Origin of the sequence: Pseudomonas sp. GM30 (assembly GCF_000282275.2) — a bacterium.
GTDB lineage: Bacteria > Pseudomonadota > Gammaproteobacteria > Pseudomonadales > Pseudomonadaceae > Aquipseudomonas.
In genome coordinates this window covers 1-22,501 of sequence record NZ_AKJP02000022.1, presented here as the reverse complement: position 1 = coordinate 22,501, position 22,501 = coordinate 1, and the positions used below count along the sequence as shown (strand labels likewise).

Annotated in this window: 14 protein-coding genes and 2 riboswitches; of the genes, 9 read left to right on the top strand and 5 right to left on the bottom strand. The window is 61.5% G+C overall.

The genetic code is table 11. From position 1 onward, the window contains the following. Positions 1-41: 41 nt before the first annotated feature. Entirely contained in the window at positions 42-3,752 is a 3,711-nt protein-coding gene (metH, locus tag PMI25_RS13500) for a methionine synthase (protein ID WP_007967861.1), read from the bottom strand. A gap of 155 nt (positions 3,753-3,907) precedes the next feature. Here metH and PMI25_RS13495 point away from each other — a divergent pair, with 155 nt between their 5' ends. The 3 genes from PMI25_RS13495 (at position 3,908) to nfuA (ending at position 8,041) form a co-directional block, all read left to right on the top strand. Next, positions 3,908-6,190, top strand: a complete 2,283-nt coding sequence (locus PMI25_RS13495) for a fatty acid cis/trans isomerase (protein ID WP_007967860.1) — start codon at positions 3,908-3,910, stop codon at positions 6,188-6,190. A 183-nt stretch (positions 6,191-6,373) separates the two neighbouring features. Then, positions 6,374-7,387 carry an acyltransferase family protein gene (locus tag PMI25_RS13490; protein ID WP_007967859.1) on the top strand — a complete coding sequence of 338 codons (1,014 nt, stop codon included), beginning with the start codon at positions 6,374-6,376 and terminating at the stop codon, positions 7,385-7,387. Positions 7,388-7,456: 69 nt separating this feature from the next. Next, positions 7,457-8,041 (top strand): Fe-S biogenesis protein NfuA, encoded by a 585-nt coding sequence (gene nfuA / locus PMI25_RS13485; protein WP_003225494.1) that lies wholly within the window; start codon positions 7,457-7,459, stop codon positions 8,039-8,041. A gap of 173 nt (positions 8,042-8,214) precedes the next feature. Here the strand turns inward: nfuA and cobM are convergent, their stop codons facing one another. The 4 genes from cobM to PMI25_RS13465 all read right to left on the bottom strand — a co-directional run bounded on the left by cobM (position 8,215) and on the right by PMI25_RS13465 (position 10,363). Then, complete coding sequence (gene cobM / locus PMI25_RS13480) at positions 8,215-8,961, bottom strand: precorrin-4 C(11)-methyltransferase (protein ID WP_007967858.1); 747 nt, start codon at positions 8,959-8,961, stop codon at positions 8,215-8,217. Positions 8,962-9,042: 81 nt separating this feature from the next. Continuing rightward, positions 9,043-9,456, bottom strand: coding sequence for a cobalamin biosynthesis protein (locus tag PMI25_RS13475; protein ID WP_003225490.1), 414 nt, complete (start codon positions 9,454-9,456; stop codon positions 9,043-9,045). Continuing rightward, the gene (locus PMI25_RS13470; RefSeq protein WP_007967857.1) at positions 9,453-10,154 is read right to left on the bottom strand and encodes a CbtA family protein; all 702 of its coding nucleotides are present in this window, start codon (positions 10,152-10,154) and stop codon (positions 9,453-9,455) included. Before PMI25_RS13470 ends, PMI25_RS13475 begins: the two co-directional genes overlap by 4 nt. Positions 10,155-10,165: 11 nt before the next feature. Then, entirely contained in the window at positions 10,166-10,363 is a 198-nt protein-coding gene (locus PMI25_RS13465) for a CbtB domain-containing protein (RefSeq protein ID WP_003225486.1), read from the bottom strand. 122 nt (positions 10,364-10,485) lie between these two features. Beyond that, a riboswitch (cobalamin riboswitch) is annotated at positions 10,486-10,706 on the bottom strand. A gap of 932 nt (positions 10,707-11,638) precedes the next feature. Further along, positions 11,639-11,851, top strand: a riboswitch (cobalamin riboswitch). Positions 11,852-11,949: 98 nt separating this feature from the next. Between PMI25_RS13465 and cobW the strand changes: the two genes are divergently transcribed. The 6 genes from cobW to PMI25_RS13435 all read left to right on the top strand — a co-directional run bounded on the left by cobW (position 11,950) and on the right by PMI25_RS13435 (position 22,474). Beyond that, positions 11,950-13,008: a cobalamin biosynthesis protein CobW gene (gene cobW, locus PMI25_RS13460; RefSeq protein ID WP_007968867.1), complete on the top strand. Its 1,059-nt coding sequence runs from the start codon at positions 11,950-11,952 to the stop codon at positions 13,006-13,008. Between the two features lie 3 nt (positions 13,009-13,011). After that, the gene (gene cobN / locus PMI25_RS13455; RefSeq protein WP_007968866.1) at positions 13,012-16,875 is read left to right on the top strand and encodes a cobaltochelatase subunit CobN; all 3,864 of its coding nucleotides are present in this window, start codon (positions 13,012-13,014) and stop codon (positions 16,873-16,875) included. Between the two features lie 163 nt (positions 16,876-17,038). After that, positions 17,039-18,037: an ATP-binding protein gene (locus PMI25_RS13450; RefSeq protein WP_007968865.1), complete on the top strand. Its 999-nt coding sequence runs from the start codon at positions 17,039-17,041 to the stop codon at positions 18,035-18,037. Continuing rightward, positions 18,022-18,696: a VWA domain-containing protein gene (locus PMI25_RS13445; protein ID WP_150113626.1), complete on the top strand. Its 675-nt coding sequence runs from the start codon at positions 18,022-18,024 to the stop codon at positions 18,694-18,696. The genes PMI25_RS13450 and PMI25_RS13445 overlap by 16 nt, the downstream gene beginning before the upstream one ends. A 157-nt stretch (positions 18,697-18,853) precedes the next feature. Continuing rightward, positions 18,854-20,500 carry a phospholipase D-like domain-containing protein gene (locus tag PMI25_RS13440; protein ID WP_007968863.1) on the top strand — a complete coding sequence of 549 codons (1,647 nt, stop codon included), beginning with the start codon at positions 18,854-18,856 and terminating at the stop codon, positions 20,498-20,500. Between the two features lie 414 nt (positions 20,501-20,914). Beyond that, positions 20,915-22,474, top strand: coding sequence for a TerC family protein (locus PMI25_RS13435; RefSeq protein WP_007968861.1), 1,560 nt, complete (start codon positions 20,915-20,917; stop codon positions 22,472-22,474). Positions 22,475-22,501: the final 27 nt, after the last annotated feature.

The following is a 22,501-nucleotide window of genomic DNA, read 5'->3' as shown; positions in this document are numbered from 1 at the left end:
AACGGTCAGTCCCCGGGAGGTTCGGGGACTGACCGTTGCGCTTATTCGTCGTAACCGAGGTTTGGCGCCAGCCAGCGCTCGGTCACGCTCAGTTCCTGACCTTTGCGCGAGGTGTAGCTCTGCACCTGATCCTTGTCGACCTTGCCGACTGCGAAGTATTGCGCTTGCGGGTGAGCGAAATACCAGCCGCTGACCGCTGCCGCCGGGAACATCGCGTAGTGTTCGGTGAGGAACACGCCGCTGCGGCCAGCACGCATCTCGCTGGCCTCGGGGTCGAGGAGGGTGAACAGCGTGGCTTTCTCGGTGTGATCCGGGCAGGCCGGGTAGCCCGGGGCAGGGCGGATGCCGGAGTACTGTTCTTTGATCAGTGCTTCGTTATCCAGCACCTCGTCCTTGGCATAACCCCAGTGTTCTTTACGCACTTGCTGGTGCAGCCATTCGGCGCAAGCCTCGGCCAGGCGGTCGGCGAGGGCCTTGACCATGATCGAGTTGTAGTCGTCACCAGCGTCCTGGTAGGCCTTGGCGACTTCTTCGGCGCCGATGCCGGCGGTGGTGATGAAACCACCGACGTAGTCGGTCACTTCGCTGTCCTTCGGTGCGACGAAGTCGGCCAGCGAGAAGTTCGGTTTGCCGTCGGTCTTGATGATCTGCTGACGCAGGTGATGCAGGCGCGCCATCGGCTTGCCGTCATCGCCGTACAGTTCGATGTCGTCGTCGTGCACCTGATTGGCCGGCCAGAAGCCGAACACCGCACGGGCGCTGATCAGCTTCTCGTCGATCAGCTTGGTAAGCATTTCACGCGCGTCCTTGTACAGCGCGGTGGCGGCTTCACCGACCACTTCGTCTTCGAGGATGCGCGGGAATTTGCCGGCCAGGTCCCAGGAAATGAAGAACGGTGTCCAGTCGATGTACTCGGCCAGAACGTTGAGGTCGATGTTGTCCAGCACGCGGGTGCCGGTGAAGGTCGGTTTGACCGGCGTGTAGTTGGCCCAGTCGAACTGTGGCTTCTTGGCGATCGCCGCCGCGTAGCTCAGGCGCTCGGTACGGGCGCTGCGGTTGGCGGTGCGCTCACGCACATCGACGTATTCCAGACGGGTCTTCTCGACGAAACCGGCCTTGAGTTCCTTGGACAACAACTGCGTCGCCACACCCACCGCGCGCGAGGCGTCGGTGACGTAGACCACCGCATCGTTGCTGTACTTCGGTTCGATCTTCACCGCGGTGTGGGCCTTGGAGGTGGTCGCTCCACCGATCATCAGCGGCAGATGGAAATCCTGACGCTGCATCTCGCGGGCCACGTGGACCATTTCGTCCAGCGACGGGGTGATCAGGCCGGACAGACCGATGATGTCGCACTTTTCTTCCTTGGCGACCTGGAGGATTTTCTCCGCCGGGACCATTACGCCGAGGTCGACGATGTCGTAGCCGTTGCAACCCAGCACCACGCCGACGATGTTCTTGCCGATGTCGTGCACATCGCCCTTCACCGTAGCCATGAGGATCTTGCCCTTGGCTTCCGGCTTGTCGCCTTTTTCCAGTTCGATGAACGGGATCAAATGCGCCACGGCCTGCTTCATTACGCGGGCGGATTTCACCACCTGCGGCAGGAACATTTTGCCGGCGCCGAACAGGTCGCCGACGATGTTCATGCCGGACATCAGCGGGCCTTCGATGACTTCGATCGGGCGGGCGAACGACTGGCGCGACTCTTCGGTGTCTTCAACGATGTGGGTGGTGATGCCTTTGACCAGCGCATGCTCCAGACGTTTGTTGACGTCCCAGTTGCGCCACTCTTCGGTCTCTGCTTCCTTGACGCTGCCGTCGCCCTTGTACTTGTCGGCGATGGCGAGGAGGGCGTCGGTGCCTTCCGGCGTGCGGTTGAGGATCACGTCTTCGACGGCGTCGCGCAGCTCCTGCGGGATCTGGTCGTAGATTTCCAGCTGACCGGCGTTGACGATACCCATGGTCAGGCCGGCGCGGATCGCGTACAGCAGGAACACCGAGTGAATCGCCTCGCGCACCGGGTTGTTGCCCCGGAACGAGAACGACACGTTGGACACGCCGCCGGAGCTCAGCGCATACGGCAGCTCGTCGCGGATGTAGGCACAGGCGTTGATGAAGTCCACAGCGTAGTTGTTGTGTTCTTCAATGCCGGTGGCCACGGCGAAGATGTTCGGGTCGAAGATGATGTCTTCCGGCGGGAAGCCGACTTCGTTGACCAGAATGTCGTAGGAGCGTTTGCAGATTTCTTTCTTGCGCGCTTCGGTGTCGGCCTGGCCGGCTTCGTCGAACGCCATCACCACCACCGCCGCGCCATAGCGTTTGCACAGTCTGGCGTGATGGATGAACTGCTCGACGCCTTCTTTCATGCTGATCGAGTTGACGATGCCCTTGCCCTGAATGCACTTCAGACCCGCTTCGATAACTTCCCATTTCGACGAGTCGATCATGATCGGCACGCGGGAGATGTCCGGCTCGCCGGCAATCAGATTGAGGAAGGTCACCATGGCCTTCTTCGAATCGAGCATGCCTTCGTCCATGTTGATGTCGATCACCTGCGCGCCGGCCTCGACCTGCTGCAGGGCGACTTCCAGGGCTTCGGTGTAGTTGTCTTCACGGATCAGACGGGCGAACTTGGCGGAACCGGTGATGTTGGTGCGCTCGCCGACGTTGACGAACAACGAACTGCGATCAATGGTGAACGGCTCCAGACCGGACAGGCGGCAAGCCTTGGGAATGTCCGGAATCTGTCGCGGCGCATAACCGGCCACGGCTTTGGCGATGGCTTCGATGTGGCCCGGGGTGGTGCCGCAGCAACCGCCGACGATGTTGAGGAAACCGCTCTGGGCGAATTCTTCGATGACCTTGGCGGTTTGCGCCGGCAGTTCGTCGTACTCGCCGAACTCGTTCGGCAAACCGGCGTTCGGGTGCGCCGACACGTGGGTGCTGGCCTTGTTCGACAGCTCCTCCAGGTACGGACGCAGTTCACTGGCGCCGAGCGCGCAGTTGAGGCCGACCGAGATTGGCTTGGCGTGCGCCACCGAGTTCCAGAACGCTTCGGTGGTCTGGCCCGAGAGGGTACGGCCGGACGCATCGGTGATGGTCCCGGAAATCATGATCGGCAATTCGATGTGCAGCTCTTCGAACACGCCCTGGACGGCGAAGATCGCCGCTTTGGCGTTGAGCGTGTCGAAGATGGTTTCGATCAGGATCAGATCGACGCCGCCCTCGATCAGGCCTTTGGTGGCTTCAGTGTAGTTTTCCACCAGCTCATCGAAGGTGACGTTGCGGTAGCCGGGGTTGTTGACGTCTGGCGACAGCGAGCAGGTGCGGCTGGTCGGGCCGAGCACGCCGGCGACGAAACGCGGCTTGTCCGGGTTCTCGGCGGTCTTGGCGTCGGCGATCTTGCGCGCCAGTCGTGCGCCTTCTACGTTTAATTCGTACGCCAGTTCTTCCATGCCGTAGTCGGCCATGGAAATACGCGTGGCGTTGAAGGTGTTGGTTTCCAGAATGTCGGCGCCGGCATCCAGATAAGCCTTTTCGATGCCGCCGATCACGTCCGGACGGGTGATCACCAGCAGGTCGTTGTTGCCCTTGACGTCACTTGGCCAGTCGGCGAAGCGTTTGCCGCGATAATCCTGCTCTTCGAGCTTGTAGCTCTGGATCATCGTGCCCATGCCGCCGTCGAGTATCAGGATGCGCTCTTTGAGGGCTTGCTTGAGAGCTTGAAGGCGGACGCTGCGATCGGACATTGGGACTACTCGAAAAGACCATGACGAAGGGCCGGGATCATAACAAACCTGTGCGCTTTTGGAGCATGCAGGCTATTTGCATGAATACCGCTCATGTTGGTACGAGCGTCATACTGTAGAATCGCGGCGTTTTTTTCAGGATCGGGATCAAGGGCATGTCGTACCGCGTCATCAGCATTTTCTTGCTGTTCTTAAGCTGGGGCGCCGTTGCGCAAGAGCCTGCGATCTCTTACACCCGAGATATTCAGCCAATCTTCACCGAGAAATGCGTGGCCTGCCATGCCTGCTACGACTCTGCCTGCCAGCTCAATCTGGGCAGCGGCGAAGGCGCAGGGCGGGGCGCGAGCAAGATGCCGGTCTACGATGGTGAGCGCACGCAAGCGGCGCCGACCACGCGGCTGTTCTACGACGCCTTCGGCAAACGCGCCTGGCAGCAGAAAGGCTTTTATTCGGTACTCGATGCCCAAGGCAGCCAGGCGGCGTTGATGGCGCGGATGCTGGAGCTGGGACACAAAACCCCGCTTACCCCGAATGCCAAGCTGCCGGAAGACATCGTCCTCGGCCTGCAACGGGAAAACATGTGCGCGATGCCCGCCGAGTTTGACGGCTACGCCGGCGCCCACCCGAAAGAAGGCATGCCGCTGGCGGTGACTGGCCTCACCGATCAGCAATACCAAACCCTGCAACGCTGGCTGGCGTCCGGTGCGCCAATCGACGAGCAAGGCCTGGCGCCGAGCGCCAAAGAGGCGCTGCAAATCGTCCAGTGGGAAAACCTGCTTAACACCCCGGGGGCGCGGCAGAGTCTGGTCGGGCGCTGGTTGTTCGAGCACTGGTTCCTGGCGCACATCTATTTCAAGGACGGCGAGCCGGGCCACTACTTCCAGTGGGTGCGTTCGCGCACGCCGACCGGGCAGCCGATCGACCTGATCGCCACCCGTCGCCCGAATGACGACCCGGGCACCCAGGTTTACTACCGCTTGTGGCCGGTGCAAGGGGTGATCGTGCACAAGACCCACATCACCTATCCGCTGAGCGCGGCGAAGATGGCGCGGGTCAAGAGTCTGTTCTACAGCGGCAACTGGCAGGTCAATGCGTTGCCGGGGTACGGCCCGCAGAGCCGGGCCAACCCGTTCGCCACCTTCGAGGCGATTCCAGCGCAGGCGCGTTACCAGTTCATGCTCGACAACGCCGAATACTTCGTGCGCACCTTTATTCGCGGGCCGGTGTGCCGTGGGCAGATTGCGACGGATGTGATTCGCGACAACTTCTGGGCGCTGTTCCAGGCGCCGGAACATGACCTGTACATCACCGACCCGAACTATCGCGGCCAGGCCACGCCGTTGCTGGCGATGCCGGGGCAGAACGATGACGTCGGCAGTGTCCTGAGCCTGTGGCACAACTATCGCAACAAGCGCAATGAATACGAGGCCCTGCGCCGCGACAGCTACGCCGACCAGCCGCCGCCGAGCTGGTCGACCCTGTGGGCCGGCAACGACAACGCGCTGCTGAGCATTTTCCGCCACTTCGACAGTGCGTCGGTGACCAAAGGCCTGATCGGCGAAGTGCCACAGACCATGTGGCTGTTCGACTATCCGCTGCTGGAGCGCACCTATTACCAGTTGGCGGTCAACTTCGATGTGTTCGGCAACGTCTCTCATCAGGCGCAGACCCGCCTGTATTTCGACCTGATCCGCAACGGCGCCGAGCAGAACTTCCTGCGCCTGATGCCCGCCGACTCTCGCGAGGACTACCTCGACGATTGGTATCAGAGCAGCGGCCAGTTCAAGATGTGGCTCGACTACGAAGCCATCGACGACGACAAGCCGACCGCGCTGAAACTCGATGAGAAAGACCCGAAATACGACTTCGCCATGCAGTTGCTGGCGCGTTACGGCGACCTCAATGCGCGGCCAGACCCGATCAATCGTTGTGACGGCGCCTACTGCTCGCGGCCGAATATCGACCCGGCGCTGCAGAACGCCGAGCAGGCGCTCAGTCGCCTGACGTCGCGCCCGGCGGCCGGTCTGAAGGTTATCGATCAACTGCCGGAAGCGACCATGCTGCGCATCGAAACCCGCAGCGGCAAACGCGAGGTCTACAGCCTGCTGCGCAACCGCGCGCACAGCAACGTGGCGTTTCTGCTGGGCGAATCGCTGCGCTACCAGCCGGGGCTGGACACCTTGACCATCTATCCGGGCGTACTGAGCAGCTATCCGAACTTCATCTTCAACATTCCGGCCGAGCAAGTGCCGGAGTTTGTCGATGCCATGGAGAATGCCAAGGATGCCAACCGTTTCGAGAAAATCGTCGAACGTTGGGGGATCCGTCGCAGTCATCCGCAATTCTGGTTCTATTTCCACGACCTGAGCCAATACATCCACGAAACCGATCCGGTGGAAGAGGGCGTGCTGGACATGAACCGCTACGAGAATCTTTGATCGTTGAGATCGACCTGCTGTCCCAACTCCAAGCAACACCGCAAAGCCCCTGTAGGAGTGAGCCTGCTCGCGATGGCGTCAGTCCATTCAGAATGGTTGTCGCCTGACATGCCGTCATCGCGAGCAGGCTCACTCCTACAAGGGGGCGGCGGTGGTTTTGAGAGTTGTGGACAGGAGCCGATCATGTTGATGTCAGTGCAGGCCCTGCGGGCGCTTGCCGCGTGGACGGTGGTCTGTCACCACTTCATGCAGATTTTTTTCGACTTCAAGGCGAGCGGCCCGGTCGGGCAGTTCTTCATCGACAAGGGCGCAGTCGGCGTCGATGTCTTCTTTGTCATCAGCGGTCTGGTGATTTTCCTGTCTACCGAAAGCAAGTCGTTGCCTCCGGCGCGGTTTCTGCTGTATCGGCTGTTTCGCATCGTGCCGGCGTACTGGCTGTATACGTTGCTGATGGCGTTGCTGGTGGTGTTCGCCCGGCCGATGTTGCCGGATCAGACCGTGGATTGGGCGCATTTCCTCGCGTCGCTGTTGTTCATTCCGGCGCAAAACCCCGGCGGCTACGGGATTTATCCGACGCTGAATGTCGGCTGGACGCTCAACTACGAAATGCTCTTTTATGTGTTGTTTGCCTGTGCGCTGGTGTTTCGCTGGCAGGTGCGCTTGCTGGTGGTTGGCGCGTTGCTGTTTTCGGTGTGTCAAGCGTTCGGCTGGCTCAACGAATTTTACCGTTCCGACATCGTCTACGAATTTTTGCTGGGGATCGGCATTGGCGTGCTCTATCGCCGGGGCTGGATCGGTGCGGGTCTGTGGCTGCCACTGTTGGCGATGGGCGCCGCGTTGTTGGCGATCTATCACCTGACGCCGGCGCCAAGGCTGTTGAACTGGGGCGTGCCGAGCGCGGTGCTGGTGATGGCCTGCATATCACTTGAGCGCTACATCGAGCGTAATCGGCTGATGAAGTTGCTCGGTGATTGTTCTTATTCGGTGTATCTGATGCACGTGCTGGTGCTGTCTGCCGGTGGTTTTATTGCCCGGCGCTATGGAATCAATCCGTATCTGATGTTCGCTATTTGTGCCCTGGCTATCGCCGTGGGTTCGTGGCTGAGCTATGAATGGGTGGAAAAACGCAGCTATCAGTGGCTTAAAGCGCGGATCGACGGCGAATCGGCTCGCGAGCCTGTCAAGAATCTTTCCTGACAAAAATACTAGGACTTTGTCCGGCGCAATGATTGGCGTAAACTGCGCCCAAGCCTGCGAGGAGTTTCCATGACCGCTATTACCATTACCGACGCCGCCCACGATTACCTGGCCGATCTGCTCTCCAAGCAGAACACCCCGGGCATCGGCATCCGCGTCTTCATCACCCAGCCTGGCACCCAGTACGCCGAAACCTGCATTGCCTACTGCAAGCCGGGCGAAGAAAAACCTGAAGATACCGCGCTGGGGCTGAAAAGCTTCACCGCCTACATCGACTCGTTCAGCGAAGCGTTCCTCGACGATGCTGTCGTCGACTACGCCACCGACCGCATGGGCGGCCAGCTGACCATCAAGGCGCCAAACGCCAAAGTACCGATGGTCAACGCCGACAGCCCGGTCAACGAGCGCATCAACTACTACCTGCAAACCGAAATCAACCCGGGGCTGGCCAGCCATGGCGGTCAGGTCAGCCTGATTGATGTGGTCGAGGACGGCATTGCCGTGCTGCAGTTCGGCGGCGGCTGCCAGGGCTGCGGCCAGGCCGACGTGACCCTGAAGGAAGGCATCGAGCGCACCTTGCTCGAGCGTATTCCAGAGCTCAAAGGTGTGCGCGACGTGACCGACCACACGCAGAAAGAAAACGCCTACTACTGAGTAAGGTGTTCACTGCGGACCTGAAAAACGGCGCTGTGGCGAGGGAGCTTGCTCCCGCTTGACTGCAAAGCAGTCACAAACCTGACAATGCATTTACCCGTGATGAATGGATTGTCTGGTTTTGGGATCGCTCCGCGATCCGGCGGGAGCAAGCTCCCTCGCCACAATTGCTTTCAGGGCCTGTAAAGGTGTGCATGCCCCGCGCGATACAACGATGACTCGCTGAACACCTCACTCCCCAACACCCGCCCAACCAGAATCAACGCCGTACGCCGAAACCCTTTGGCCGCAATCTTCTCGGCAATATCCGCCAGCGTCCCCACCACCCAATCCTGATCCGGCCACGTCGCCCGGTGAATCACCGCAATCGGGCAATCCGCGCCGTAATGCGGTAGCAGTTCGGCGATGATCTTCTGCAGATGATTGACCCCCAGATGAATCGCCATGGTCGCGCCGTGCTGCGCCAGACTGCTCAGTTCCTCACCCGCCGGCATGGCAGTTTTATCGGCGTAGCGGGTCAGAATCACGCTCTGCGAAACGTCCGGCAGCGTCAACTCGGCGCCGAGCAACGCCGCACACGCTGCGGTCGCGGTGACGCCGGGGATGATTTCGAACGGAATATTCAGCTCACGCAGATAACGAATCTGCTCACCAATCGCGCCATACAGACTCGGATCGCCGGAATGCACCCGCGCCACATCCTGGCCGTTGGCATGCGCGGTTTTGATCAGTTCGATGATCTGTTCCAGATGCAATTCGGCGCTGTTGACCACGGTTTCGGCCTGATGTCCCTCCAGCACCGCGGCCGGCACCAGCGAGCCTGCGTAGATGATCACCGGGCAGCTGCGGATCAGCCGCTGGCCTTTGACAGTGATCAATTCCGGGTCGCCGGGGCCGGCGCCGATGAAGTAGACAGTCATGCAGAAATCCTGTGAAAAACGGGGCAGGGCAACGCTTCAGATGAAGATTGCTCATGATCAAACAGGGGGATTATCGGGATTTTACGCAGCGCCGGCCAATGCCAGGGTTGCCTGAGCGTATTTTTGCCGGGAAATCAGCAATTTTGCCGGTGCCTGAATCAACTGCTCGGCAAGGGCCAGGGCGGCACTTTCCGCCACGCCGTAGCAGCCGGTGCGCTCATAGGCGATCTGCGAATGGTGGCTGAGTCGCTGCTGGTAACTGGCCAGTTCGTCGCTGCTGAAATACAACAGTGGTAACGCAAGTTGTGCGGCCAGTTCCTGCAAGCCCGGTTCATCGCGCTTCAAGTCGATGCTGGCCAGGGCCTTGACCGCTTCCAGCTCGATGCGATGCGCCTGCAATGCCTGGTCGAGTAACGCGCGCAGCGTGCTGGCCGGGCAGCCGCGCTGGCAGCCCAGGCCGACCACAAAGGTCGGCGCTGCGCGGTCATCGGTCATGCGTGGTATTGACCAGCGCTTTTGCGGCGGAACAACCAGGCGCTGATCAGGCCCAGGGCCAGCCAGAACGCCACGTTGGTCAACTGCGAAGCGATTTTGAACTGGGCTTCCAGCGCTTCCGGAGCGAGCATCGAATGCACTTCCGGTTGCGGCGCGCCGATCACGTGCGGCACGGCCAGAATCGCCACGCCCAGCAGCTTCATCAGCCAATGACGGCTGAACACGATCAGCGCCAAACCGACAGCGGTGGAGGCAGCGGTGCCGATCCACCAGGTTTGCCGCGAAGCCAGATCGGCCGCAGCGGTGCCCGGCAGTTCAGGCGGCAGGCCCAGGGTCGGCGCGAGTACGAAAGTCGCGTAACCGGCCAGGCCCCAGAGCAGGCCTTGCGAGGTTTTGGTCGGTGCACGCAGGGTGTACAGGCCGGCGAGCATCAGGGCGAAACCGACCGCCACCACCAGATTGCCGCCGGTGGTCGAGACCACGCGTTGCCAGCCGTCTTCCGGCTCCCAGGCTTCGGCGTCGTGAGTGTGCCCGGCCATGGCGCCGTCGGCATGTTGGTGAACGGCCACCGGTTCGGATTTCTCGAAGGTTTCGGCCTGCAGAATCAGTGGCGAGACCCAGAAACTTTGCAGCAAGGTCAGCAACAGGGCGGCCAGCAGCCCGGTGAAACCTGCGGTTTGCGCGATACGCTTGATCATGTCGGCAGGTCTCAGTGGCACGGGAACGCGGCGCTGTGGCGGGTATCGTGGGCGGCGTTGTGCACCGCTTCGATGTGCGAGAAACCGGCGAAGTAAACCAGGCTGGCGCCCAGGATCGACGCGAAAATCGCGGCGGTCAGGCGTTGGCTCAAGGTGGCGGTGCTGGAGATTTTGTCGGTGTTGCTGCCGGTGCTGCTGATGATCGACATGGCGCTTCCCTCTGGAGTGTCAGCGGGTCAACAGAGCGCATGAAAACCCCTGCGAGTCGGGCACGCAGAGGTTCGAACAGCGCCCGCCCACCGCGGGTTTGTTATGTTCAGCGACGCAAACTGCGCACTGTGTGTTGCGGGCCGGTCTCCGGGCTCACGAGGGGTTGGCGTCTGGCCGACCTGCAAGCATCACCTTCCCACGCCGTATGGCACAGTGGATCTGACGCTTCGCTCGCTTACCGTTGCGGGGGCAGCACCGGACTGACATGGCTTTGAGTAAAGCACATGATTCACCGGTTTCCCGTTTCACCCTGTGAAGGGCACCCGTAACAAGTTGTGTAGGAGAGCATGGGTTGGGGAATTTAGTCAATTTTGTGGGGGAGGGTGTATATCCGTTGCTGCGGTAACGGCCTCCTAAGGTTCCGCCCTTACGGCGGGTCACTTTTGACAAACGCCTCAAAAGTAACCAAAAAGGCTTTACCCTGACGTTCGGCCCTCGCTTAGGCTCGGGTTCCTTCGCTCCGGGATTCATCCGGGGGGCAGCGCCTACGGTTTGCTTCGCTGCACCTCCTCTCGCTGTGTTTGGCTGCGCCAAACGGTCGCTGCGCTCCCACCCCCGGATAAACCCCTCCACTCAGCCTGCCGACGGGCCCTCAGATCAAAAGCTTTCGGCGAGCTGACACTCGGCCAGTGTAGGAGCTGCCGCAGGCTGCGCTCTTTTGATCTGGGGCTTCAGGGAGCCAGCCTGCTGGCGATGGCGGCCTGCGAGCCGACCGATCTCTGACTGAATGCATTCAACCCAAATGTGGGAGCGAGCTTGCTCGCGAAGGCGGCCTGACAACCGACCAAATCCCAAACTGAATACACCCAATCCCCTGTAGGAACTGCCGAAGGCTGTGATCTTTTGATCTGCTTTGGCTCTGGCTCTGGCTCTGGCTCTGGCTCTGGCTCTGGCTCTGGCTTTGGACCTGGCTTTTGATCTTCAGCCCCTTCGGCAGGCCGAGCGTAGGTGTCCATCAGGGGGAAGGCGCGCAGCGCCGTGCGGCGAAGCCGCATACATTGCAGCGAAGCAAACCGTAGGCGATGCCCCCTGATGGACACCGTAGCGAGGGAACACTGAGCCTAAGCGAAGTGCCGTACGCCGGGGAAGCCTTTTTGGTTACTTTTTCGGCGTTTGGAAAAAGTGACTCGCTGTAAGAGCGAAACCGCCAGCGGCAACACCCGAAGCAACGGATATGCCCCCAATCCAACCATTGACCGGTCACCACCCGATGCGTAGCCTTGCACTTTCGAGGTTCTTCGGCCCACGCCGAAGCTAAGAAGGGAACGCGGTCAAAGCCGCGGCTGCCCCCGCAACTGTGAACGGTGAAGTTCGTTGCCACGCCACTGCCAGCTCAATCCACAGAGCCCGCGGGAAGGCGCAGCGAACGCCAGGCTCAAAACCTGAACACCGTCAGCCAGGAGACCTGCCTCGTCACAGATTTCTCACTACAACCGGGCGGGGTGATCCGGTGGCGAATTCTTCCGCGCGCACGCTCGCAGCGGATCTCGTCCCGCATGCCCGCCACCTTGCCAAAGGGCATCCGATGAAAACACTGGCCAAACTCCCCGTCACCATCGTCACCGGTTTCCTCGGCTCGGGCAAAACCACCTTGCTGCGCCATATGCTCGACAACGCTCAGGGCCGCCGCATCGCGGTGATCGTCAACGAATTCGGCGAGCTGGGCATCGACGGTGAAATCCTCAAGCAATGCACCATCGGTTGCACCGAAGAAGAAGCCACCGGCCGCGTCTACGAACTGGCCAACGGCTGCCTGTGCTGCACGGTGCAGGAAGAGTTCTTCCCGGTGATGCGGGAACTGGTTGCCCGTCGCGGCGATCTCGATCACATCCTGATCGAGACGTCCGGTCTGGCCCTGCCAAAACCGCTGGTACAAGCCTTCCAGTGGCCGGAAATCCGCAGCGCCTGCACCGTTGACGCGGTGATCACCGTGGTCGACAGCCCGGCTGTGGCCGCTGGTACTTTTGCCGCGTTCCCGGATCAGGTCGATGCCCAACGCAAACTCGACCCGAACCTCGATCACGAGTCGCCGCTGCATGAACTGTTCGCCGACCAACTGGCCAGCGCCGATCTGGTGATCCTCAACAAGGCCGACCAGACAAGCGCGGAAGATCTGGCTCGCGTTCGCGCTGAAGTCGCCGAAGAACTGCCGCCAGCAGTGAAGATCATCGAAGCCAGCAACGGTCGTTTGCCGCTGGACGTGCTGATCGGTCTCGGTGCCGGATCCGAAGAACATATCGACAGCCGCCACAGCCATCACGATCACCACCACGAAGGTGATGACCACGATCACGACGCCTTTGATTCGATTTCCATAGAACTGCCGCAAGCCGATGAAAGCCTGCTGCTCGACGCGCTGACGCAATTGGTGGTCAAGTACGGCATTCTGCGGGTGAAAGGTTTCGCGGCGATTCCGAACAAGCCGATGCGCCTGTTGATTCAGGGTGTGGGCACGCGTTTCGACAAGCACTTCGACCGCCAGTGGGGCGCTGACGAAGCGCGCGTCACCCGTCTGGTGCTGATCGGTCAGGAACTCGACGCCGCGCAACTCGAAGCGCAACTGCGCGCCGCGCTTAGCGTTTAAGCCATGCACCTGCTCAGGACCCAGCCCGGCGGTTTCGTGTCGGATGACAACATTGCCGACCTTGGACAAACCCCCGCCGAACTGGTGATCCTGTGCAGCGGCGATTCCAGCCTGGCGCTGCTCGCCGAAGCGGCGCAGCAGTTACCCGAGGATTACCCCAGCCTGCGCCTGGCCAATCCGATGCAGGTGCAGAATCATGCCTCGGTCGATCTGTATGTCGATGAGGTACTGCGTCACGCCAAGGTCATTCTGATTTCGCTGCACGGCGGCATCGCTTACTGGCGTTATGGCGTCGAGCGACTGGTGGAGTTGTCCGAACGCGGCGTGCAGGTGATTCTGGTGCCAGGCGATGATCGTCCCGACCCGGAACTCAGCGACCTGAGCACCGTGCCCGCCGAAGATCGCGACCGCCTCTGGCAGTTCCTGCGTCAGGGCGGTATGGGCAATGCGCTGGACTTCTTCCATTGCCTGGCCAACCGCTGGCTGGCGCGCGACTACGCCTGGGGCGAGCCGCAGGCCCTGCCGCGTACGGCGATTTACCACCCACAGAAAAACACCGCCGCACTGTGCGACTGGCAAGCCGAATGGCTGCCCGGTCAACCGGTCGCGGCGGTGTTGTTTTATCGCTCGCATTTGCAAGCGGCGAACACTGCGTTCATCGACGTGTTCTGCCAGCGCTTGCAGGCGGCGGGGCTCAATCCGTTGCCGATCGCCGTCGCCAGCCTGAAAGAACCCGGCTGTCTGAGCGTGGTCGAGGACTGGCTGGACGAGGTCGAGGCGGCGGTGATTCTCAACACCACCGGTTTCGCGCAGTCCAGTCCAGAAGCCCCGCATCTGCGCCCGTTCCGGCGCAATATTCCGGTGATTCAGGCGATCTGCGCTCAGGACAACGAGCCCGGTTGGCGCGACAGCGAACAGGGCCTGGGGCCACGGGATCTAGCGATGCACATCGCCTTGCCGGAACTCGACGGGCGCATCATCAGCCGGCCGATCAGCTTCAAGGACCTGGCCTGGCGCAGCGAGCGCAGCCAGTCCGACGTGGTCTGCTATCGGGCGCAACCCGAGCGCATGGATTTTGTCGCCGAACTGGCCCGACGCTGGAGCGATCTGGCGCGGCTGCCGAACGCTGAAAAACGCATCGCGCTGATTCTCGCCAATTACCCGACTCGCGACGGCCGGATCGGCAATGGCGTCGGTCTCGATACGCCAGCGGCGGCATTGAATATTCTGCGCGCGTTGCAGACCGAGGGCTTCCCGTTGACGGCCGAGTTGCCGGACAGCGGCACTGCGTTGATCCAGCAATTGCTCGGCGGCGTCAGCAACGACCTCGATAGCATCGACCTGCGTCCGTGCCAGCAAAGCCTCGCGATGGACGCCTATCTGGCGATGTTCAATGCGCTGCCGCAGGCCAATCGCGCGGCGGTGCTGGAACGCTGGGGCGCGCCGCAAAACGATCCGATGTGCCGCGACGGGCGGATGATGATCGCCGGGCTGCGTTTTGGCCTGACCTTTGTCGGCATTCAACCGGCGCGCGGTTATCAGGTCGATCCAAGTGCGGTGTACCACGACCCGGATCTGGTGCCGCCGCATGGCTATCTGGCGTTTTATTTCTGGCTGCGCAACACCTACGGCGCGCACGCGGTGATTCACGTCGGCAAGCACGGCAACCTCGAATGGTTGCCAGGCAAGGGTGTCGGCCTTTCGGAGAATTGCTGGCCGGATGCATTGCTCGGGCCGCTGCCGAATATCTATCCATTTATCGTCAACGATCCGGGCGAGGGCGCCCAGGCCAAACGGCGTACGCAAGCGGTGATCATCGACCACCTGATGCCGCCGCTGACCCGCGCCGAAACCTACGGCCCGCTGCGCAATCTGGAGCTGCTGGCCGACGAATATTACGAGGCGCAACTGCTCGATCCGCGTCGTGCGCGGGAGCTGCAGCGTGACATCCTGCAACTGGTGCGCGAGACGCAGATCGATCGCGAACTGCAGCTTGATGCCGGTCTGGACAGCGACGCTGACGCAGCAATCTGGCTGCCGCGCCTGGACACCTATCTGTGTGATCTGAAGGAATCGCAGATCCGCGATGGCCTGCACATTTTCGGCGAGTCGCCGACCGGGCGTTTACGCATCGACACGCTACTGGCGTTACTGCGCATCCCGCGTGGCGACGGCAAGGGCGCGCAGTCGAGTTTGCTGCGGGCGTTGGCCAAGGCGTTTGAGCTGGGGTTTGATCCGCTGGACTGTGCGTTGGCCGATCCGTGGAACGGCCCGCGCCCGCCGGAGCTGCAAAACGTCAGCGACGAAATCTGGCGCACCGCCGGCGATACCCGCGAACGCCTCGAACTGTTTGCCACCCAACTGATCTCCCAAGCACTACAAATCCCCTGTGGGAGCGAGCTTGCTCGCGAAAGCGGTGGGTCAGGTACATCAATGTCGACTGACACGACGCTTTCGCGAGCAAGTCGAATCGTCGCACCGTCGCTCCCACAAGGGGCAGGATGGGTCGAAGTCAACGCGATTCTGGACAACCTGCGCGAAGTCGTCGCCCCACGCCTCGATGCCTGCGGCCCTGCTGAAATGCGCGGCCTGCTCGACGCCATCGGCGGCCGCTTCGTCCCCGCCGGGCCAAGCGGCGCGCCCAGCCGTGGCCGTCTCGACGTGTTGCCCACCGGGCGCAATTTCTACTCGGTGGACGTGCGCAACCTGCCAACCACCACCGCCTGGCGCATCGGTTTCCAGTCCGCCACGCTGATTCTCGAGCGGCACCTGCAAGATCACGGCGATCACCTGCGCCAGCTCGGTTTATCGGTGTGGGGTACGGCGACCATGCGCACCGGCGGTGACGACATCGCCCAGGCCATGGCGTTGATGGGCGTGCGTCCGGTGTGGGCCACCGGCAGTCAGCGCGTCGATGATTTCGAGATTCTGCCGCTGAGCCTGCTTGACCGGCCACGGGTCGATGTCACGCTGCGGGTCTCGGGCTTCTTTCGCGATGCCTTTGCCAATCTGATTCGCCTGTTCGACGCCGCCGTGCAAGCGGTGGCAGCGCTGGACGAACCGGATGACCTCAATCCGCTGGCCGCGAAGGTGCGCGCTGAACGCGAGGCGCTTTTGCAATCGGGGCTGGATGCCGACGCGGCGCGGCGCCAGGCCGGCTGGCGGATCTTCGGCGCCAAACCCGGTGCCTATGGCGCGGGTGTACAGGGCGCGATCGACGGTCGCCTGTGGCAGAGCCGCGAAGATCTGGCCGAGGTCTACCTGAACTGGGGTGCCTACGCTTACGGCGGTTCTGACGAAGGCACCGCCGCCCGCGAGCAGTTCGTTCAGCGCCTGAGCCAGGTGCAGGCGGTGTTGCAGAATCAGGACAACCGCGAGCACGACCTGCTCGATTCCAATGACTATTACCAGTTCCAGGGCGGCATGCTCGCGGCGGTGGAAACCCTGCGGGGTGAAGCGGCGGCCAGTTATCACGGCGATCACAGCCAGCCGGATCTGCCGAAAATTCGTACCCTCAAAGAAGAACTCAATCGGGTGATCCGCTCGCGGGCGGCCAATCCGAAATGGATCGACGGGGTCAAGCGTCACGGCTATAAAGGCGCGTTCGAACTGGCAGCGACGGTTGATAACCTGTTCGCCTTCGACGCCACCACGCAACTGATCGACGATCATCAGTACGCGTTGCTGGCGGACGCCTATTTGCTCGATCCGGCGACCCGCGATTTTGTCCGCGAACACAATCCGCATGCCCTGCGCGACATGACCGAGCGCATGCTGGAAGCACAGCAGCGCGGAATGTGGCAAGAGCCCGGTGCCTATAAAGAAGCGCTGGAAAACCTGCTGCTGGATATAGAAGAAGACTCCTGACACACCGCAATCCCCTGTGGGAGCGAGCTTGCTCGCGAAGGGTGTGTCAGACAGCATTTCTGTAGCTGAAACACCGCTTTCGCGAGCAAGCTCGCTCCCACAGGAAATAGGCTTGGCTCCAACGATCTTCCGACAGACTACCGACCATGACCGAGTATTGAAGATGACCGACACCCCGCATTTCCCGCTATCCGCCGTGGTCGGCGCCGATGACCTGAAACTCGCGCTGTGCCTCACCGCCATCGACCCGAAAATCGGCGGGGTGCTGATCGAAGGTCCGCGTGGCATGGCCAAATCCACCCTGGCCCGTGGCTTGGCCGATCTGCTCGCCAGCGGTCAATTCGTCACCTTGCCGCTGGGCGCCACCGAAGAACGTCTGGTCGGCACCCTCGATCTGGACGCCGCGCTGAGCGAGGGCCGTGCGCAGTTTTCCCCCGGCGTGCTGGCCAAGGCCGACGGCGGCGTGCTGTACGTCGATGAAGTGAACCTGCTGCCCGATCATCTGGTGGATCTGCTGCTCGATGTGGCGGCCAGTGGCACCAACCTGATCGAGCGCGACGGCATTTCCCATCGGCATTCGGCGCGGTTCGTGTTGATCGGCACGATGAACCCGGAAGAGGGTGAACTGCGCCCGCAACTGCTCGACCGTTTCGGCCTGAACGTCGCTCTCAGCGGCCACACCGCGCCAACCGAACGCGGGCAGATCATCCGCCGCCGCCTGGATTTCGACAGCGATCCCCAGGCGTTCTGCGCGCAGTGGGAAGCCCGGCAGCAAGCGCTACGCGAGCGCTGCGAACAGGCGCGCATTGCTTTGGCGAGCATCCCGCTGGACGACGACGCGTTGGCGAGCATCACCGAGCGTTGCTTTGCGGCGGGTGTCGATGGCTTGCGTGCTGATCTGGTCTGGCTGCGGGCTGCCCGTGCGCACGCAGCATGGCGCGGCGCTGCTGCGATTGCCGAGCAGGACATCGACGCCGTGGCGGAATTTGCCCTGCGTCATCGCCGTCGCGAGCCATCTTCGTCGAGTCCGCAATCGCCCGCACAGAGCTCGGCCAAATCCCAGGCTGAACCAAGCGAGGGGCAGGGCCAGTGGGGTGATATGCCCGCCCCGGCACTGGCCACGGGTGCTCGTCGCGAAGTGCCGAGCTGGCCAAAAAAGTAACCGGCATTCGTCCCCGATCCGACGCGGGGGCGAATGCCAGACCCCGTGCCGGACGCCTCGATCATGGACGCCAAGGCCAGCGCCACGCCGCGCGCAGCGGCCTGGTGAACTGGCCGGGGACGTTGCTCAACGGTCGGCCGCAGACACGCGCCGATCTGCAATTTCAGCTGCGCACTCGTTCTGCCCATGAATTGTGGCTGGTGATCGTCGACGCCTCGGCATCGACGCGTCGGCATCAGGCACTGAGCGATGCCAAGGGCTTGCTCGCGCAATTGTTCGATGACGCTTATCGGCAGCGGGCACGACTGGCCTTGCTGACCGCCAGCGGCAGCGCGCCGAAATGGCAGGTGCAAGGATTGAAGGCGTCGAGTGGCTTGCGCACCTGGCTGGAGGCGTTGGGGGCGGGCGGCGGCACGCCGTTGGTGGCAGCGTTGATGCAGGCGCAGCAATGGCTGGCGCAGCGACAGAAGCGCTTTCCCGCCGAGCAGCAGCGCTTGCTGGTGGTGACGGATGGGCGTTTGAAAGTCTTGCCGCCGATGTTGCCATTGGAGTGTCCGGGGTTGTTGATCGACATTGAGCGCGGACCGATCCGTCTGGCTCGGGCGCGAGAATTGGCAATGGCGCTGAATGTGGATTATCGGCATATCGATGATGTGTGAAGTCTGAGCGGGCCTCTTCGCGAGCAGGCTCGCTCCCACAAGGTTGGTGTGTGGGAGCGGGCTTGCTCGCGAAGAGGTCACCTCGGTTCAAACGGATATCCTCAAAACTTGCAGCGCTGCTCTATGCTCACCCCAGCCCAATCACAAGGAGTGAATCATGCGGGTACTGGTCGCCAATCCTCAGGATGATTTTCGCGTCAAAGCCTACGCCGGCACCAACGGCGTGCTGCTCGCCATGGACCTGGCCGAACCCCGGCGCAAAGGCCTGCTCGGTTTTGCCATCGAAAAGCAGCAGGGCGACAAACCGTGGTTGTTCCTGTTCAACAGCCTGACGTTTCCCGGCAAGGCCCACACGTTCCCGCAATATCACGCCACGCCGAGCGATAAGGCGCCGCTGCAGAAATTCCGCTGGGCCGATTACGCGGTCAATCCGGGCACGACGATGCACTATCGCGTGCATCTGGCCTACGGCACGGCGGATGCGCCGCAACTGGGCGAATCGCTGGAGCTGAGCATCACCAGTGACGACGGCCATCCAGCCAACCAGAGCGTAATCTTCAATCGAGCCGTGGCTGCCAGTCAGGCCTTCCAGCGCAAGTTTCCCGAGCTCGACGCGCAGATCAGCGCCAACAAGAACCTGCCCATCGAAGCCTGGCCCGACGCGGCACGACTGTGGCTGGAGAACGGACTGCTGGAGCGATTGCTCGGGTACATCGAGCGTGCCGTGGACGCCAATTGGGCGCTGGATATCGCGATTTACGAGTATCAGTTGCAGGCGATCATCGATGCCGTGAACGCGGCGTTCGCCCGAGGGGTACAGGTGCGGGTGCTGTATCACGCCCAGCCTGATGACCCGGATACAACCCTCAACGAAGCGAACCTTGCCCAATTGCCGGCGGCAAACAAGCGGGGCCGGGTCACTCACAATATTTTTCACGACAAATTCATCGTCCTCAGCCGAGTCGATGGCGCCGGTCAGCGGCAACCGCAGGCCGTGCTATGCGGCAGCACCAATTTCACCGCCAATGGCGTGTATCGCCAGGCCAATGTGGTGCATACGCTCGACGATGTGACGATTGCCACTGCCTATCTGCAAACGTTCGAAGAGGTCTGGGCCAACCCCGCCGACGTCGCTGCGACGCGCAGCTGGATCACCGAGCACAATCCGATGGACCCGACGCAGCCGCTGTTCGCCGGGTTCTCGCCACGCAGCGGTGGCGGCGATTTGCGCGAGTTTGTCGAGATCATCGAGGCGGCCAGGAAGGACGTGCTGTTCGTCACCGCGTTCACCTTGCCGGACGCGATCCTCAACGCGCTGCTCGGCAAACCGCATGACGACATTCTGCGTTACGGCCTGCAAAACACCGCGAGCAGCATCACCGGTTTTCATGCCGACCGCACCGCCGAATTCGCTGCCACAGCTTTGCTCAACACCGGGCTGGAAGGCTGGCTGAAAGAAAACATGAAAGGGCAGAAGGGCAACCTGCTGGTGCACACCAAAGCCGTGATCACCGACTTCACCACCGATGCGCCGACCATCATCAGCGGCAGTCACAACCTCAGTACGTCAGCCAGTAACGGCAATGACGAGAACTTCCTGATCATTCGTGGCGACACCGATCTGGCTGATCGCTATGGCCTGGAGTTGCTGCGGTTTTATGAGCATTACCGTTTTCGCTATTTCGCGAAAAAGCTGGAACTGAAGCAGGTGAGTCCATTGGCGGTGGATGACAGCTGGACCAACGATTATTACGTGGAAGGGGATTTGCGCCAGTTGTCGCGGTTGCGTTTTGCCGGGCGATGATGTGGTGTGTTTGATGACCCCTTCGCGAGCAAGCCCGCTCCCACATTGGACCTTCTTTGAACTCAGAACCTGCGTCCGACGAATAACCGCTGTGGGAGCGTGCTTGCTCGCGAAAGGGCCTGCAGGAAAATCACATCTCTTGTGCTCTTACAGATTTTGAAATGATTTGGCGCTGTAGAAAATGTGCCTTGAGCCTGTACGCTCCAAGGCCATTTTTCATTCAGGATTTGCATGAACACCCTCTTGGAGCCTCCCAGTCGTACCTTCTCCTCGCGCCCAGGCGCGGTCTTGACGCACTCGCAGCATCCGGTTTTCCGACTCCCGACTATCGTTGACAACGCGGCTTCAGAGCCTTCGCGTTGCACTTTGCCGTGCCCGGCAGCCTGAATTCACTGAAGAGAGATCGAGACATTTATGGAATGGTTAGCGGATCCCACGGCCTGGTTAGGCCTGTTGACTCTGATCGTGCTGGAACTGGTGCTGGGTATCGACAACCTGGTGTTCATTGCCATCCTGGCGGACAAACTGCCGCCGCATCAGCGCGACCGTGCGCGGATCATCGGCTTGTCGCTGGCGCTGATCATGCGCCTGGGCCTGTTGGCGAGTATTTCCTGGCTGGTGACTCTCACGCAGCCGTTGTTCGAGGTGTTCGGCAAGAGCTTCTCCGGCCGTGACCTGATCATGCTGTTCGGTGGTGTGTTCCTGCTGTTCAAGGCGACGATGGAGTTGCACGAACGACTTGAGGGCCACGTCGGCCAGCGCTCGACCAATGCCGCTTACGCATTGTTCTGGCCGATCGTGGCGCAGATTGTGGTACTCGACGCGGTGTTCTCGCTGGACGCGGTGATCACTGCGGTCGGCATGGTGGATGAACTGGCGGTGATGATGATCGCGGTGATCATTTCCATTGCTCTGATGATCGTGGCCAGCAAGCCGCTGACCCGCTTCGTCAATGCGCACCCGACGGTGATCATGCTGTGTCTGGGCTTTTTGATGATGATCGGTTTTGCCCTGACCGCCGAAGGCCTGGGTTTCCACATCCCGAAAGGTTATCTGTACGCGGCGATTGGTTTCTCGATCCTGATCGAGGTGTTCAACCAGATCGCTCGTGCTCGACGCAAGCGCTCGATGCAAGGCATGCGGCCGATGCGTGAGCGCACGGCGCATGCGGTGATGCGCTTGCTGGGCGGACGCAAGCTGGCGGTGGAGGAGGTCGGCGAGGAGATTTCCGACTTGCTGGACGACGGTGAAGCACCGAGTGCGGAGCTGTTCGACCGCCGTGAGCGAGTGATGATCAGCGGTGTGCTGCAACTGGCCGAACGGCCGATTCGCAACCTGATGACCGTGCGCGCCGACGTCGACACCATCGATCTGGCCGACGACGCCGAAACGATTCGCACAAAATTGATGCACTCGTCGTATTCGCGTCTGCCGCTGATTCGCGACGGCGCGGTGGATGAGCCGCTGGGCTTCGTGCACAAGAAGGAACTGCTCAAGGAATACCTGGCCGGTACCGAGCCGAATCTGGAGCACCTGGCGCGCAAGACCATCAACCTGCTCGACAGTTATTCGATTCTCAATGCGCTGGAGCAGATGCGCACGGCGTCGACCCACATCGCCTTCGTGGTCAATGAATTTGGTGACTTCGTCGGTGTGTTGACCATGACCGACATCCTCGAATCGATTGCCGGCGAACTGCCCGATGCCAGCGAAATCGAGGGGCCGGACGTGATCGAGGAGCAGGGCGGGTTTGTCGTCAGCGGCGCACTGAACCTGATGCGCGTGCGAGAACGCACGGGGTTTGGTGCTCAGCCAACCGAGGACTATCAGACCTTGGCGGGGCTGGTGATGAGCCTGCTGGATCGCTTGCCGATGAAGGGTGATCGCCTGCAGTACGAAGGCTGGCAAATGACCGTGGTGGCCGTGGAAGAGCGACGGGTGACGCGGGTGTTATTGGTGCGTGAAATCGTGTAATCCTTGGGCGCTCCTTTCGCGAGCAGG

Excerpts from the sequence above, each read along its gene's own strand:
- metH (WP_007967861.1), bottom strand. The coding sequence starts at position 3,752 with ATGTCCGATCGCAGCGTCCGCCTTCAAGCTCTCAAGCAAGCCCTCAAA.
- PMI25_RS13495 (WP_007967860.1), top strand. The coding sequence starts at position 3,908 with ATGTCGTACCGCGTCATCAGCATTTTCTTGCTGTTCTTAAGCTGGGGC.
- PMI25_RS13490 (WP_007967859.1), top strand. The coding sequence starts at position 6,374 with ATGTTGATGTCAGTGCAGGCCCTGCGGGCGCTTGCCGCGTGGACGGTG.
- nfuA (WP_003225494.1), top strand. The coding sequence starts at position 7,457 with ATGACCGCTATTACCATTACCGACGCCGCCCACGATTACCTGGCCGAT.
- cobM (WP_007967858.1), bottom strand. The coding sequence starts at position 8,961 with ATGACTGTCTACTTCATCGGCGCCGGCCCCGGCGACCCGGAATTGATC.
- PMI25_RS13475 (WP_003225490.1), bottom strand. The coding sequence starts at position 9,456 with ATGACCGATGACCGCGCAGCGCCGACCTTTGTGGTCGGCCTGGGCTGC.
- PMI25_RS13470 (WP_007967857.1), bottom strand. The coding sequence starts at position 10,154 with ATGATCAAGCGTATCGCGCAAACCGCAGGTTTCACCGGGCTGCTGGCC.
- PMI25_RS13465 (WP_003225486.1), bottom strand. The coding sequence starts at position 10,363 with ATGTCGATCATCAGCAGCACCGGCAGCAACACCGACAAAATCTCCAGC.
- cobW (WP_007968867.1), top strand. The coding sequence starts at position 11,950 with ATGAAAACACTGGCCAAACTCCCCGTCACCATCGTCACCGGTTTCCTC.
- cobN (WP_007968866.1), top strand. The coding sequence starts at position 13,012 with ATGCACCTGCTCAGGACCCAGCCCGGCGGTTTCGTGTCGGATGACAAC.
- PMI25_RS13450 (WP_007968865.1), top strand. The coding sequence starts at position 17,039 with ATGACCGACACCCCGCATTTCCCGCTATCCGCCGTGGTCGGCGCCGAT.
- PMI25_RS13440 (WP_007968863.1), top strand. The coding sequence starts at position 18,854 with ATGCGGGTACTGGTCGCCAATCCTCAGGATGATTTTCGCGTCAAAGCC.
- PMI25_RS13435 (WP_007968861.1), top strand. The coding sequence starts at position 20,915 with ATGGAATGGTTAGCGGATCCCACGGCCTGGTTAGGCCTGTTGACTCTG.